This is a genomic window from Streptomyces sp. NPDC087428 (assembly GCF_044744085.1).
Taxonomy (GTDB): Bacteria; Actinomycetota; Actinomycetes; order Streptomycetales; family Streptomycetaceae; genus Streptomyces.
The window spans coordinates 222,729-236,210 of the sequence record NZ_JBIUXR010000008.1; the positions used below are offsets into that span (position 1 = coordinate 222,729).

Genomic DNA, 13,482 nt, shown 5'->3' on the forward strand with positions numbered 1-13,482 from the left:
TCCTCGCTCCGGGCGCGGTGCACACCGGCACATTGCGGAACGTTCCGCTCCGTCCTCTTGTCGGCGACCCCCACGCCGTGCGATACAGGTCTGGACCATTGCTGCCGGACGGAAGGCAAGACCGTGCAACGCCCCCACGCACCCGCCGCGTTGGCCTGCTCAGCCGCCCTGCTCCTCGCCGCGCTCACCGCCTGCGGCGGCTCCGGCGCCGAGGCCGACACCAGTAGCCCCACGGTGCCGCGCGGGGTGACCGCGCAGGCCGGCAGTGCCACCTCCGCGCACGTGATGTGGGAGGCGGCCACCGACGACAAGGCCGTCACCGCGTACGAGATCTACCGCAAGGGCAAGAAGGTCAAGACCGTCCCGGCGGCCCGGGTGATGATCGACATCGACGGCCTGACCGCCTCGACCGCGTACACCTTCACCGTCCGCGCCCGCGACGCGGCCGGGAACCTCTCCGCGCCGAGCGCCGCCGCCTCCGTCACCACGCCCGCCCCGACCCCGGCCGACCACGAGGCACCGACCCGGCCGGTGAAGCTGCGCGGCAAGGCCGACGGCAGCCGGGCGGCCACGCTGTCCTGGGGCGGCTCCACGGATGACGTCGGCGTCACCTCGTACGACATCTACCAGGAGGGCTCGCGCATCCACAGCGTGCCCGGCACGCAGACCACCGCGCGGCTGACCGGGCTGCGGCCCGGCACGATATACACCTTCACCGTCCGCGCCCGTGATGCCGCCGACACCTCGTCGAAGGACAGCAACGCCTTCGACCTCACCACCGCGTCCGCCCCCGGCGCGCCCGCCGCCACCGCCCCCACGGACCTGCGGATCACCAGCACCGCCCAGGGCAAGGAGTACGCCGTCGACCTGGACTGGAAGCAGCCCGTGACCGGCGGCGAGATCCCGTCCTACCAGCTCTACCTGGACGGCCGGCTGACCACCACGATCGTCTGGGGAGGCAAGCCGCCCACGGGCCGGGCACACTACCGGCTCACCGTCAGCGACCCGCGCGGCACCCGCTACGCCATGAAGATCCGCGCCAGACTCCCGGACGGCAAGTGGGGGGACTTCTCCGCCTCGCGGACGGTGGTGCTCGGCGGCTGACCGGCCCTCAGGCGTGCGAGGGGCCGCCCCCTGTGATCCATTTGATCCCGGAACCTCATTGACGGACTCCACGAGGAACAGGGGATGGGCGATGGATCTCGGCTCCCGCGTCGACACACTGATGGACGGACTCACCGCGGACCTGGAGCGGCTGACCGCCATCCCGTCCGTCGCGTTCCCCGGCTTTCCCGCCGAGCCCGTGCGGCAGGCCCACGACCTCCTCGTGGACCTGCTGCGGGGCGCGGGCGTCGAACGCGTCGAGCGCCTCGACCTGCCGGACACCGCACCGGTCATCGTCGCGGAGGTCCCGCCACCGACACCGGACGCCCCGACCGTGCTGCTCTACGGCCACTACGACGTACAGCCCGCCGGCGACGAGAGCCTGTGGCTCTCCCCGCCCTTCGAGCCCACCCCCGTGGAGGGCGGACTGCGCGCCCGCGGCATCGCCGACGACAAGTCGAACCTGATCGTGCACCTCGGCGTGCTGAGGGCGTACGGGGGCAGGCCGCCGACCGGCCTCAGAATCGTCCTGGAGGGCCAGGAGGAGTACGGCAGCGCCTTCGACGACTACCCGCCCACCGACCCCGCCCGCTTCGCCTGCGATGCGATGGTCATCGCCGACATGGGAAACCTCCGCCCCGGCAGCCCCACCCTCACCACCGGCCTGCGCGGCGCCTCGGAGGTCGTGGTCGAGGTGCGGACCATGGACGAGCCGCGCCACAGCGGTGAGTTCGGCGGCGCGGCCCCCGACGCCCTGCTCGCCCTGCTCAAGGCGCTGGCCACCCTGCACGACGTGCACGGGGACGTCGCCGTCGAGGGCCTGCGCCGCGAGGAGTGGAGCGGCACGACGTACACGGAGGAGGAGTTCCGCACCCTGGCCGGGGTCCGTGACGGGATTCCGCTGATCGGGTCCGGCAGCCTCGGCGAGCGGCTCTGGAGCGGGCCCGCCGTCACCGTCGTCGGCATCGACGCCCCGGGCGTCGACCACGCCGCCTCCGCCGTCGTCCCGTACGCCAGGGCCAAGCTCAACCTGCGCTTCCACCCCGAGCAGGACCCCCGCGAGGCGCAGGGGCTGCTCGTCACCCACTTGGAGGCACTGCGTCCGTTCGGGATTCCGCTCACCGTCACCCCGGGCGACACCGGCCCCGGATTCGAGCCCGCGACCGGCGGCCCCGCCTACCGGGCCGCGCTGACCGCCCTGCGCGAGGGCTGGGGCGCGGAACCCGCCTTCGTCGCCAGCGGCGGCTCGATCCCGCTCGTCAACGGCCTGGCCAAGGCCGTGCCCGGCGCCGAGATCCTGCTCTTCGGTGCCCAGGACAGCATGTGTAATCTGCACGCGCCCAACGAACGCGTCCTCTTTTCGGAACTCCGCTCCGCCGTCATCGCCGAGGCCGCGTTCCTGCGGGAGTACGCGGCCGCGCACCGCGGCGGGAGCACCGCGTGAGCACGCTGGACACCGGGACCCCGCCGCAGGAGAAACCGCCGTCCGGACGGAAGTTCGTCTTCCCCAGCGCCCTGACGGTGCTGGTCGTCGTCACGCTCGCCGTCTGGGCCCTGGCCTTCCTGATCCCGTCCGGCGCGTACGACCGGACCAAGGCCGGTGCGCCGATCCAGGGCACGTACCACCGCGTCGACTCCGGCCGGAGCGTCGTCGACCGGCTGAACGACCTCTTCCTCTCCCCGGTCAACGGCCTGTACGGAGTGCAGGACGCCAGGACCGGCGAGGTCGGCCCGGACATGGCCGGTGAACTGTACGGCAGCGCGGGTGTGTTCCTCTTCGTCATCGCGATCGGCGCGTTCATCACCGTCGTCTTCGCCACCGGCGCGCTCGACCTGGGCATCGGCCGCCTCGCGCACCGGCTCCGCGACCGCGGCGCACTGCTCATCGCGGGCGTGATGCTGGTCTTCTCGCTGCTGGGCACGGTCGAGGGCTTCGCCGAGGAGACCCTCGGCTTCTACGGGCTGATCGTCCCGTTGATGCTCGCCCTCGGCTACGACCGCATGGTCGCCACCGGCACGATCATCCTCGGCGCGGGCGTCGGCGTGCTCTGCTCCACCGTCAACCCGTTCGCCACCGGCGTCGCCTCCGCCGCCGCCGACATCTCGCTCGGCGACGGGATCGTGCTGCGCGCGGTGATGTGGGTCGTGCTGACGGCGGTGACGATCGCCTACGTCATCCGGTACGCCAAGCGCGTCCGCGAGGTCCCGGGCCGCTCGCTCTCCGGCTTCCTGCCCGGCGACCGCGAACACGCCGAGGCCGACGCGGGCGAACCGCCCGAACTGACGCCGCTCCACCGCGTCGTCCTGGTCCTGGTCGGCCTGACCTTCGCCTTCATGATCTTCTCGGTGGTCCCGTGGTCCAGCGCCCTCACGGGGGACGCCGACGCCACCCCGTACGGCTTCGAACTGGGCTGGTCCTTCCCGCAGCTCGCCGCGCTCTTCCTGGTGGCGGCCGTCCTCGTCGGCATCGTGGCCCGGTTCGGGGAGCAGAAGATCAGCGCGACGGTCGTGCAGGGCGCCGCCGACTTCATCTCGCCGGCGCTGGTCATCGTGCTGGCCCGCGGGGTCACCGTCATCATGAACAACTCACGGATCACCGACACCGTCCTGCACTCCATCGAGGGCCTGGTGTCCGGCACCTCCTCCGCGGTGTTCGCCGTCGTCGTGTTCGTCGTCAACCTCCCGCTGGCCTTCCTCATCCCGTCCACCTCCGGCCACGCGACCCTGGCCATGCCGATCCTGGCCCCGCTGGCCGACTTCGCGGGCGTCTCGCGCGCGGTCGTCGTCACGGCCTGGCAGGCGGCGAGCGGCTGGATGAACCTGTGGGTGCCCACGACGGCGGTCACGATCGGCGGGGTGGCGCTGGCCAAGGTGGGATACGACAAGTACCTGCGCTTCGTCTGGCCGCTGCTCGCCGTCCTGGCCGTGCTGATCTGCGGGTTCGTCGCGCTGGGTGCGGTGTGGACGTGACCGCGGGGCCGGCGTGCGGACAGCCGTCGAACCGTAAGTGGTCTGTACCTCTTGACGGTTTGGTCCAGACCAATTAGTTTCCCGTGTGCTCCATGGAACGAAGGACACCCGCTCCCCCCTCAGGACCCCCGCACGGGTCCCTGCCACAAGGGAGAACCATGTTCGAGCACATGCCCCTCAGACGGAGAACGGCGACCGCGCTGGTCGCCGCCCTCGCCCTCCTACTCGCCCTGCTGTCCCTCCAGGCCACCCCCGCCCACGCGGCGGGCAAGCTGACGGCCACCTTCACCTCGGCCGACAACGGCCCCTGGTGGAAGGGGACATACATCCTGCACAACGACACCGACGCGGCCGTCACCGGCTGGAGCCTCGAATTCGACCTGCCGTCCGGAGTCGCGATCAGCAGCTCCTACAACGGCACCGTCACCACCCAGGGCAGCCACATCACCGCGGTCAACGCCCACTACAACGGCACGGTCGCCGCACACAGCACCACCGAGCCGTACAGCTTCTGGTTCGTCGCCACCGGACCGATCACCGCGCCCACCGGCTGCCGGATCAACGGCGACAAGTGCGACGGCTCCGCGGACGCCCCGCCGGGCGCGCCCGCCGGACTGAAGAAGACCGACGTCACCGCCCGCACCGCCTCGCTCTCCTGGACGGCCGCCACAGCGGGGGACTTCCCCGTGGCCTCCTACGACATCCTGGCCGGCGGCAAGGTGGTGGGCTCGGCCACCGCGACGACCTCCGCCACGGTCACCGGTCTGACGCCCGCCACCGCCTACTCCTTCACCGTCCGGGCCAAGGACACCCGGGGCAACACCTCCGCCGAGAGTGCCCCGCTGGCCGTCACCACCGTCGACCCGGCCACCGACACCTCCCCGCCGACGGCCCCCGGCGCACTGCACTCCACCGCGGCCGACTCCTCGTCCGTCACCCTGGCCTGGACCGCCTCCACGGACAACCAGCGGGTCGCCGCGTACGACATCTACCGGGGCACCACCCTGGCCACCACGGTCTCCGGCACCACGACCACCGCCACCATCGGCGGCCTCTCCCCGTCGACCTCGTACACCTTCACGGTCAAGGCCCGGGACCCGGCGGACAACGCCTCGGCAGCGAGCAACACGCTCACGGTCAAGACCGACGACATCGTCGGCGCCGGCAAATACGCGAAGGTCGGCTACTTCGTCCAGTGGGGCATCTACGGCCGCCAGTACTTCGTGAAGAACCTCCAGGACTCCGGGGCCGCCGGCAAGCTCGACATCGTCAACTACGCCTTCGCCAACATCGACCCCAACAACCTCACCTGCCTGAACGGCGTCACCAAGGGCACCACCGCCGACCCCGAGGACCCCGAGCAGGGCACCGGCGCCGGTGACGCCGACGCCGACTACACCCGCCCGTTCAGCGCCGCCCAGTCGGTCGACGGTGTCGCGGACGACGGCTGGGGCAAACTGCGCGGAAACTTCAACCAGTTGAAGAAGCTGAAGAAGCTCCACCCGAACCTGAAGATCGTGGTCTCGCTCGGCGGCTGGACGTACTCGAAGTACTTCTCCGACGTGGCGGCCACCGACGCGGCCCGCAAGAAGTTCGTCTCCTCCTGCATCGACATGTACATCAAGGGCAACCTGCCCGAGTACGGCGGCGCGGGCGGCCCCGGCACCGCGGCCGGCATCTTCGACGGCTTCGACATCGACTGGGAGTGGCCGGGCACCGGCACCGGACACCCCGGCAACCACTACTCGCCGAACGACAAGAACAACCTCACCCTGCTCCTCGCGGAGTTCCGCAAGCAGCTGGACGCACTCGGCGGCGGCCACCGCCTCCTCACCGCCTTCACCCCCGCCGACCCGCAGAAGATCGGTGACGGCTGGGACCTGGGCAAGGTCTTCGACTCCCTCGACGTGGCCAACGTCCAGGGCTACGACTTCCACGGCTCCGGCAGCGACAACTCCTGGGAACCGAACCGCACCGGCCACCAGGCCAACCTCTACGCCGACACCCAGGACCCGTACGACTTCCACTTCAGCGCGGACGCCGCGATCAAGGCGTACACGGACGCGGGGGTCGAACCCCGCAAACTGACCCTGGGCATCCCGTTCTACGGCCGGGGCTGGCAGAACGTCACCGACGGCGGCGCGGCGGGCGAATGGCAGTCCGCAGGCGGAGCGGCCCCGGGCCAGTTCGCCGAGGAGGCCGGCACCCGCGGCTACGCCAACCTCATCGGCGCCTACCCGACGATGACGGTCCATCACGACGAGCAGTCCGTGTCCACGTACGGCTACACGGGGAACCAGTGGTGGTCCTTCGACGACACCTGGTCCATCGGCAAGAAGACGGCCTACGTGAAGAACAAGGGCCTGCTGGGCGTCATGGTCTGGGAGATGTCGGGGGACACCCCGCAGGGCACGCTGCTGGGCGCACTCGACACCGGGCTGAAGTAGGGCCCGCCAGGACAAGGCTCCGCCCCCGGTGCCGTGCGGTACCGGGGGCGGAGGTGTACGCGGGAACCGGACTCAGCGCAGCTGCTCGTACGCCGGCAGCGTCAGGAAGTCCGCGTAGTCCTGGTCCAGGGAGACCTGGAGCAGCAGGTCGTGGGCCTGCTGCCACTTGCCGGCGGCGAAGGCCTCGTCGCCGGTCTCGGCGCGGATCGCGGCCAGTTCCTCGGCCGCGACCTTGCGGGCGAGGTCCGCCGTTGCGTGCTCGCCGTTCTCGAAGACCACGTCCGCGTTGATCCACTGCCAGATCTGCGAGCGCGAGATCTCGGCGGTGGCCGCGTCCTCCATCAGATTGAAGATGGCGACCGCGCCCATGCCGCGCAGCCAGGCCTCGATGTAGCGGATGCCGACCGCGACGGCGTTGCGCAGGCCGTCGTAGGTGGGCTTGGCGTGCAGGGTGTCGATGGCGATCAGATCGCCGGCGGCCACCGAGACGTCCTCGCGCAGGCGTTCCTTCTGGTTCGGCTTCTCGCCGAGGACCGCGTCGAAGGAGGCCATGGCGATCGGGACCAGGTCGGGGTGGGCGACCCAGGAGCCGTCGAAACCGTCGTGCGCCTCGCGGTCCTTGTCCGCCTTGACCTTCTCGAACGCGACCTTGTTGACCTCGGCGTCGCGGCGGGACGGGATGAAGGCCGCCATGCCGCCGATCGCGTGGGCGCCGCGCTTGTGGCAGGTGCGGACGAGGAGTTCGGTGTACGCCCGCATGAACGGGGCGGTCATCGTCACCGCGTTGCGGTCCGGCAGGACGAACTCGGAGCCGCCGTCACGGAAGTTCTTGACGATGGAGAAAAGGTAGTCCCAGCGGCCCGCGTTCAGCCCGGAGGCGTGGTCGCGCAGCTGGTACAGGATCTCCTCCATCTCGTACGCGGCGGTGATCGTCTCGATCAGGACCGTCGCGCGGACGGTGCCCTGCGGGATGCCGGTGTAGTCCTGGGCGAAGACGAAGATGTCGTTCCAGAGGCGGGCCTCCAGGTGCGACTCCGTCTTCGGCAGGTAGAAGTACGGGCCCTTGCCGAGGTCGATGAGGCGCTGCGCGTTGTGGAAGAAGTAGAGGCCGAAGTCGACCAGCGCGCCGGGCACCGGGGTGCCGTCGAGCTGGAGGTGGCGCTCGTTCAGGTGCCAGCCGCGGGGGCGGGTGACGACGGTCGCGAGCTCGTCGGCGGGCCTCAGGGCGTACGACTTGCCGGACTTCGGGTCCGTGAAGTCGATCGCGCGGTTATAGGCGTCGATCAGGTTGAGCTGGCCGAGGATGACGTTCTCCCACGTGGGGGCGGACGCGTCCTCGAAGTCGGCGAGCCAGACCCTGGCGCCCGAGTTCAGGGCGTTGATGGTCATCTTGCGGTCGGTCGGACCGGTGATCTCCACCCGGCGGTCGTTCAGCGCGGCGGGGGCCGGTGCGACCTTCCAGGAGTCGTCCGCGCGGACCGCCGCGGTCTCCGGCAGGAAGTCCAGCGTGGAGGTGCGGGCGATCTCGGCACGGCGCTCGCCGCGGCGGGCGAGCAGCTCGTCACGGCGCGGGGTGAACCGGCGGTGCAGCTCGGCCACGAACGCGAGAGCCGCGGGGGTGAGGACCTCGTCCTGCCGGGGCAGGGGCTCGGCATCGACGATGGCCAGCGAGGACGGCGCTGGTGCGGACATGAGCTGTCACTCCTTCAGCGGGCGGTGCGGACGGCGTCTCACGGCCGCCGGGTCGCCTGAAACGGCACGGCGTGCCAGGGCTCCGGGGTGCGGCCGTGGTCGCCGTCTGAGGTGCAGAGGGCTTCTGACCAGTGGATAGTAGTTTCCTCATGGTGGAAGTTCAATGGTTTGTTGATGTCGAGATTCTCCGGGTCGACAGAAGTCGCCTCCTGCTGGCGCAGCGTGCCAGGGTGTTCACTCAAGGTGGGACAGATCCTCCGCCGTGTCGATGTCGTACGCCTGAGCCACATCGGAACACTCGACGAGCGTGATCGCATCGCGGTGCGCCCGCAGATAGGCGCGCGCCCCCTGGTCGCCCACCGCGCCCGCCGCGATGTCCGCCCACAGATCGGCCCCGAACAGCACCGGATGGCCTCGTTCCCCCGCGTACGAGGCCGCCGCGAGGCTCGTCCGGGAGCGGTACGCCGACCGCACCCGCGCCACCGCCTCCGCGCCGATGCCGGGCTGGTCGACCAGCAGGACGACCACCGCGTCCGCCCCCGTGCCGGCGAGGGCGCCGAGGCCCGCGCGCAGCGAGGAGCCCATGCCCCCGGTCCACTCCGGGTTGACGGTCACGGTGCAGCCGGCCAGCTCCGCCCTGGCCCGCACCTCCTCGGCCGCGGCGCCGAGCACCACATGGACCGGGCCGCAGCCGCCGTCCCGCAGAGTGCGTACCGCGTGGTCGGCGAGGAGGCGGCCGCGGTGTTCGAGGAGTGCCTTGGGGTGGCCGCCCAGCCGGCGGCCGCCGCCCGCGGCGAGGAGCAGCCCGGCGACGGCCGGGGCGGCGGAGGGGGTGGCGGGAAGCGGAATGCGTGTCATGCGGACTGGATACCTCAGACGGGCGGTTCCCGCACCGGGCGGACCGTTTCTGCAACCGCCTGTGATCGCCCGGGACACACCGAGTTCCGTCCGTGGAGTGGCGCCCGGCACCTTTCATGGCGTTAACTTGCCCGCACCCCCGGACACTTGACCACGGTTCGGGACCCGGTCGATACGCCGGTACAAGGATGTGCGAGGGGGAGTGCTTTGTTGAAAAGCGTGGGGCAGGCTCGGGTGACCAGCAGCAACGAGGACCCGAGGGTGACGGAGTTGCGTACGGCCGTCTCCCGGCTCCGGAGGGAGCTGGCCGGACATCCCGCGGAGTTCCCGGACCGTGCGATCGCCGAGGACGAACTGGCGGCGCTGGACGCGATGGCGGTCAGCGGCGTGCCCGAGATCCCGCGGCTCCGCCGGTCGCTGCTGCTGATCGCGGGGGCGATCGGCTCGGTCAGCGCCCTGGCGTCGGCGCTCAGGGACGTGCGGGTCGCCGTGGACCTCTTCGGGGAGCCGCCGCGCCGCTGAACCCGGGCGGCCGGTGAGCGGCTCGGTGCGGGCCGCGGTTCAGCGGCGGATCAGCCTTCGGGCGGTCGCCGCCGCGACCGCGGCCGTACGCGAGTCGACGCCCAGCTTGGCGTAGATGTGCACCAGATGGGACTTCACCGTCGCCTGGCTCAGGAACAGCTTCTTGCTGATCTGTAGATTGGACAGGCCCTCGCCCACCAGCTGGAGAACTTCCAGCTCGCGCTTGGTGAGAGCCTCCGCGGGGGTCCTCATCCGGTCCATCAGCCGGTGTGCGACGGCCGGGGCGAGAGCGGACCGGCCGGCCGCCGCCGTACGGACCGCGGCGGCCAGTTCCTCGGGCGGGGCGTCCTTCAGCAGATAGCCGGCGGCGCCCGCCTCGACCGCGGCGAGGATGTCGGCGTCCGTGTCGTACGTGGTCAGGATCAGCACCCGGGGCGCGTCCGGCACCGCGGTGATCGCGGCGGTCGCCTCCGAACCGTGCAGACCCGCACCGAACTGCAGGTCCATCAGGACGACGTCGAACTCGCCGGTCGCGGCCAGGGCGACGGCCTGCTCGGCGGTGGCGGCCTCGGCGGCGACATGGAAGTCCGGTTCGGTGTCCAGGACGGCCCGCAGCCCCGCCCGGACCACCGGGTGGTCGTCGGCGAGCAGCAGCCTGATCGGTGAGGTCATGCGGAGTCCTGTCCGTTCGGGGTGACGGGGAGCGGCAGGGTGAGGGCGACGGCGGTGCCCTGGCCGGGTGCCGACTCGACGCTCAGCGTGCCGCCCAGGGAGCGGGCCCGCGACCGCATGGCGGGCAGCCCGAAGCCGCCGGTGCCGCTGCCGCCCGCCGGGACGGTGTCCGGTGCGAAGCCGTGGCCGTCGTCGACCACGTCCAGCGACACCGAGGTGTCCATGAAGCTCAGCGTGATCTCGGCCCGCCGCGCCTCGGCGTGCCGCACGGTGTTGGCCAGTGCCGACTGCGCGGTACGCAGCAGCGCCACCTCGTACGGTGTGGGCAGCTCGACGGGGGTGCCGCTGACGGCGAACTGCACCGTGAGGGCGGAGTCCGTGGTGCGGGCCGAGAGCCGTTCCAGGGCGGCGGCGAGGGAGCCGTTCTCCAGGTCGGGCGGGGTCAGGGCGCGGACGAAGCGACGGGCCTCCGCGAGATTGTCCTGGGCGGCCTCGCGGGCCTGGCGGACATGGGGGGCGGCGGGGGCGTCCGGCTCCAGGGTGCGTTCGGCCGCACGCAGCAGCAGCTGAATGCTGGACAGGCCCTGCGCGAGCGTGTCGTGGATCTCCCGCGCCAGCCGTTCGCGTTCTGCGAGCGTGCCGGCGGTGCGTTCGGCGGCCGCCAGCTCCGCCCGGGTCGAGACGAGCTCCTCGATGAGTTCACGGCGCCGCTCGCTCTCCCGGAACAGCGCGTCGTACCCGAGCACCGTGGCGACGGCCACCGCCGCGCCGAGCAGCGGGCCGATGAAGGTGCCGGGCGTGACCGCCTGCCCGTGCACCAGGAAACTGGTGATGGCGGCGGCCGCGGTCACCACGACGGCGGGCAGGCCCCAGCGCATCGGCAGCAGATGCAACTGGAGGAAGTACAGCGGGAAGGCCACCCACAGCCCGTCCGGCGAGAGGGCCAGCAGCACCAGCCAGAGCGCCCCGAGCACGGCGAGCCAGCCCGCCCCCGCCCGGGTACCCGGCTGCACGACAGGGGCGAGCGCACCCGCCGCGTACACCGCGGCCAGCACGCAGGAGACCACGACGACGGCGGTGGCATGCGGGTCCCCGCCGCTCACGGCCTTGACGGCCGCCAGCGCCAGCAGTCCCAGCAGCAGGGCGTGCAGACACAGCCGCAGCGCGGCGGCGACCGGGGGGTGGACACGTGTTTCCATGATTCGTCCAGCGTAGGCGCGGGGTACCCGGCGCCGGTCAATCGAAAGGTTGATGTCGGGCCCAGCCGGCGGCCGATGTTTCTCCGGCCGCGCGGACCGACGCTGGAGTCATGTTCGTTGCATGGAGAGATCTTCGGTTCGCCAAGGGCCGGTTCGCGCTCATGGGCACGGTCGTGGTGCTGATCACGCTGCTCGTGGGCCTGCTGTCCGGTCTCACGGCCGGACTGGCCCGGGAGAACACCTCGGCCGTCACGGGGCTGAGCGCCGACCACCTGGCGTTCGCCGCCCCGCCCGACGGCCAGTCGGTGTCCTTCACCAATTCCACCGTCAAGGAGACCGCCTGGCAGAGCTGGGCGCGGCAGCCCGGCGTCGAGAAGGCCCAGCCGCTCGGCATCCGCACGCTCAACGCCGCCGCGGTGGCGGGGGAGCGGACGGCGGCCGTCTCGGCGTTCGGCGTCGAGCCCGACGGCGGACTGGCGCCCTCCGGCACTCCGGTGGCACCGGGAAAGGTCGTGCTCTCCGAGCAGGCCGCCGAGGATCTCTCCGCCCGCACCGGTGACCGGCTGCGCCTCGGCGGCGGCGAGGTCACCGTCGCCGCGGTCGCCGGCGACGCCTCGTACAGCCACACGCCGGTCGTGTGGACCGCGCTGGCCGACTGGCAGCGGCTCGGGGCCGACGGCTCCGGCGGTACGGCCCACGCCACCGTGGTCGCCCTGACCACCGCCGACGGCGCCGATCTGGCGGCGGGCGACCGCGCGGCCGGCACCAGCACGCTCACCCTGGACGGCTCGCTCACCGCCATCGGCTCCTACCAGGCCGAGAACGGTTCGCTCCAGCTGATGCGCGGCTTCCTCTTCGCCATCTCCGCCCTGGTCATCGGCGCCTTCTTCACCGTCTGGACGATCCAGCGCAGCGGCGATGTCGCCGTCCTCAAGGCGCTCGGCGCCTCCACGCCCTATCTGCTCCGGGACGCACTCGGGCAGGCCGTGGTGATGCTCGCCATCGGTACGGGGATCGGCACCGCCCTCGCCTCCGGCATCGGCGCCCTGGTCAGTGGCGGGGCCGTGCCCTTCGTCCTGGAGGCGTCGACCGTCCTCGTCCCGGCCGCCGTCATGATCGTCCTCGGCGCCGTCGGGGCGGCCCTGTCCATCCGGCGGATCACCGCCGTAGACCCGCTCACCGCACTCGGGAGTGCCCGATGACCCTCACGCTCACCGATGTCACGCTCACCTACCCCGACGGCGACGGGCGGCTCACCGCCCTGGACCGGGTCTGCCTCGACGTGCCCGCGGGCACCCTCACCGCGGTCGTCGGCCCCTCGGGCTCCGGCAAGTCGAGCCTGCTGGCCGTGGCCGCCACGCTGGTCACCCCGGACGAGGGCGCCGTCACCGTCGCCGGGACGGACACCGTGGGACTCAGCCGCGCCGACAAGGCGGAGCTGCGCCGCGAGCGGATCGGCATCGTCTTCCAGCAGCCCAACCTGCTGCCGTCCCTGACCGCGGCCGAGCAGCTCCAGGTCATGGCGCATCTGTCGGGCGGCGCGGCGCGGACCGCCCGGACCCGGGCGCTGGAACTGCTCGACGCGGTCGGTCTCGCCGACAAGGCCGACCGCAGGCCGCACCAGCTCTCGGGCGGCCAGCGCCAGCGGATCAACATCGCGCGGGCCCTGATGAACGACCCGGCGGTGCTCCTGGTCGACGAACCGACCAGCGCGCTGGACCACGAACGGGGTGCGGCCGTGCTGGATCTGCTCGTCTCGCTGACCCGGGAGCGGTCCACGGCGACCGTCATGGTCACCCACGACCGGACCCATCTGGACCGGATGGACATGACGGTCACGATGCAGGACGGCCGGCTGACCGCCCCGGCACTCACCTGAGCCGGGGGCGCGCCGCTACGGCGGAGGGGTGGGGCGGGGGGTGGGGGGGGGCGGCCCCCCCCCCCCCCGGGGGGGGGGGCCGGCTCAGCCGGGCGGCCCCCCGCTGGGCCCCGCCGCGGGGGGCGCCATGGGGGGCGGC

General features: G+C 72.0%; 12 protein-coding genes. 7 read left to right on the forward strand and 5 right to left on the reverse strand.

Annotated features, from left to right (window positions below):
• Nucleotides 1-123 precede the first annotated feature (123 nt).
• The 4 genes from ACIO3R_RS18895 to ACIO3R_RS18910 all read left to right on the forward strand — a co-directional run bounded on the left by ACIO3R_RS18895 (nt 124) and on the right by ACIO3R_RS18910 (nt 6,521).
• Complete coding sequence (locus tag ACIO3R_RS18895; protein ID WP_385039545.1) at nt 124-1,104, forward strand: fibronectin type III domain-containing protein; 981 nt, start codon at nt 124-126, stop codon at nt 1,102-1,104.
• A gap of 91 nt (nt 1,105-1,195) precedes the next feature.
• On the forward strand, nt 1,196-2,548 hold the full coding sequence (locus ACIO3R_RS18900) for a M20/M25/M40 family metallo-hydrolase (protein ID WP_385039542.1): 1,353 nt from the start codon (nt 1,196-1,198) through the stop codon (nt 2,546-2,548).
• Nucleotides 2,545-4,074: a YfcC family protein gene (locus ACIO3R_RS18905; RefSeq protein ID WP_402106902.1), complete on the forward strand. Its 1,530-nt coding sequence runs from the start codon at nt 2,545-2,547 to the stop codon at nt 4,072-4,074. The genes ACIO3R_RS18900 and ACIO3R_RS18905 overlap by 4 nt, the downstream gene beginning before the upstream one ends.
• Nucleotides 4,075-4,232: 158 nt before the next feature.
• Complete coding sequence (locus tag ACIO3R_RS18910) at nt 4,233-6,521, forward strand: glycosyl hydrolase family 18 protein (protein ID WP_402106904.1); 2,289 nt, start codon at nt 4,233-4,235, stop codon at nt 6,519-6,521.
• A gap of 72 nt (nt 6,522-6,593) precedes the next feature.
• Here ACIO3R_RS18910 and aceB read toward each other — a convergent pair whose 3' ends face one another.
• The 3 genes from aceB to ACIO3R_RS18925 are packed head-to-tail and all read right to left on the reverse strand — an operon-like array spanning nt 6,594 to nt 9,071.
• Nucleotides 6,594-8,213 (reverse strand): malate synthase A, encoded by a 1,620-nt coding sequence (gene aceB / locus ACIO3R_RS18915; protein ID WP_402106906.1) that lies wholly within the window; start codon nt 8,211-8,213, stop codon nt 6,594-6,596.
• Nucleotides 8,214-8,251: 38 nt separating this feature from the next.
• Entirely contained in the window at nt 8,252-8,455 is a 204-nt protein-coding gene (locus ACIO3R_RS18920; protein ID WP_402106908.1) for a hypothetical protein, read from the reverse strand.
• On the reverse strand, nt 8,448-9,071 hold the full coding sequence (locus ACIO3R_RS18925; RefSeq protein ID WP_402106910.1) for an NTP transferase domain-containing protein: 624 nt from the start codon (nt 9,069-9,071) through the stop codon (nt 8,448-8,450). The genes ACIO3R_RS18920 and ACIO3R_RS18925 overlap by 8 nt, the downstream gene beginning before the upstream one ends.
• Nucleotides 9,072-9,290: 219 nt before the next feature.
• Here ACIO3R_RS18925 and ACIO3R_RS18930 point away from each other — a divergent pair, with 219 nt between their 5' ends.
• A complete protein-coding gene (locus ACIO3R_RS18930) occupies nt 9,291-9,593 on the forward strand; it encodes a DUF5955 family protein (protein WP_363020846.1) in 303 nt (100 codons plus the stop codon).
• 39 nt (nt 9,594-9,632) lie between these two features.
• Here the strand turns inward: ACIO3R_RS18930 and ACIO3R_RS18935 are convergent, their stop codons facing one another.
• Nucleotides 9,633-10,265 carry a response regulator gene (locus ACIO3R_RS18935; RefSeq protein ID WP_385039529.1) on the reverse strand — a complete coding sequence of 211 codons (633 nt, stop codon included), beginning with the start codon at nt 10,263-10,265 and terminating at the stop codon, nt 9,633-9,635.
• The gene (locus ACIO3R_RS18940; RefSeq protein ID WP_385039526.1) at nt 10,262-11,464 is read right to left on the reverse strand and encodes a sensor histidine kinase; all 1,203 of its coding nucleotides are present in this window, start codon (nt 11,462-11,464) and stop codon (nt 10,262-10,264) included. The genes ACIO3R_RS18935 and ACIO3R_RS18940 overlap by 4 nt, the downstream gene beginning before the upstream one ends.
• 110 nt (nt 11,465-11,574) lie before the next feature.
• Here ACIO3R_RS18940 and ACIO3R_RS18945 point away from each other — a divergent pair, with 110 nt between their 5' ends.
• Entirely contained in the window at nt 11,575-12,666 is a 1,092-nt protein-coding gene (locus ACIO3R_RS18945; protein WP_385039523.1) for an ABC transporter permease, read from the forward strand.
• On the forward strand, nt 12,663-13,343 hold the full coding sequence (locus tag ACIO3R_RS18950) for an ABC transporter ATP-binding protein (protein ID WP_385355049.1): 681 nt from the start codon (nt 12,663-12,665) through the stop codon (nt 13,341-13,343). The genes ACIO3R_RS18945 and ACIO3R_RS18950 overlap by 4 nt, the downstream gene beginning before the upstream one ends.
• Nucleotides 13,344-13,482 lie beyond the last annotated feature (139 nt).

Bases quoted from the DNA above. Each gene is read 5' to 3' on its own strand.
- ACIO3R_RS18940 (WP_385039526.1), bottom strand. From the start codon at position 11,464: ATGGAAACACGTGTCCACCCCCCGGTCGCCGCCGCGCTGCGGCTGTGT.
- ACIO3R_RS18950 (WP_385355049.1), top strand. From the start codon at position 12,663: ATGACCCTCACGCTCACCGATGTCACGCTCACCTACCCCGACGGCGAC.
- ACIO3R_RS18945 (WP_385039523.1), top strand. From the start codon at position 11,575: ATGTTCGTTGCATGGAGAGATCTTCGGTTCGCCAAGGGCCGGTTCGCG.
- aceB (WP_402106906.1), bottom strand. From the start codon at position 8,213: ATGTCCGCACCAGCGCCGTCCTCGCTGGCCATCGTCGATGCCGAGCCC.
- ACIO3R_RS18925 (WP_402106910.1), bottom strand. From the start codon at position 9,071: ATGACACGCATTCCGCTTCCCGCCACCCCCTCCGCCGCCCCGGCCGTC.
- ACIO3R_RS18935 (WP_385039529.1), bottom strand. From the start codon at position 10,265: ATGACCTCACCGATCAGGCTGCTGCTCGCCGACGACCACCCGGTGGTC.
- ACIO3R_RS18900 (WP_385039542.1), top strand. From the start codon at position 1,196: ATGGATCTCGGCTCCCGCGTCGACACACTGATGGACGGACTCACCGCG.
- ACIO3R_RS18910 (WP_402106904.1), top strand. From the start codon at position 4,233: ATGTTCGAGCACATGCCCCTCAGACGGAGAACGGCGACCGCGCTGGTC.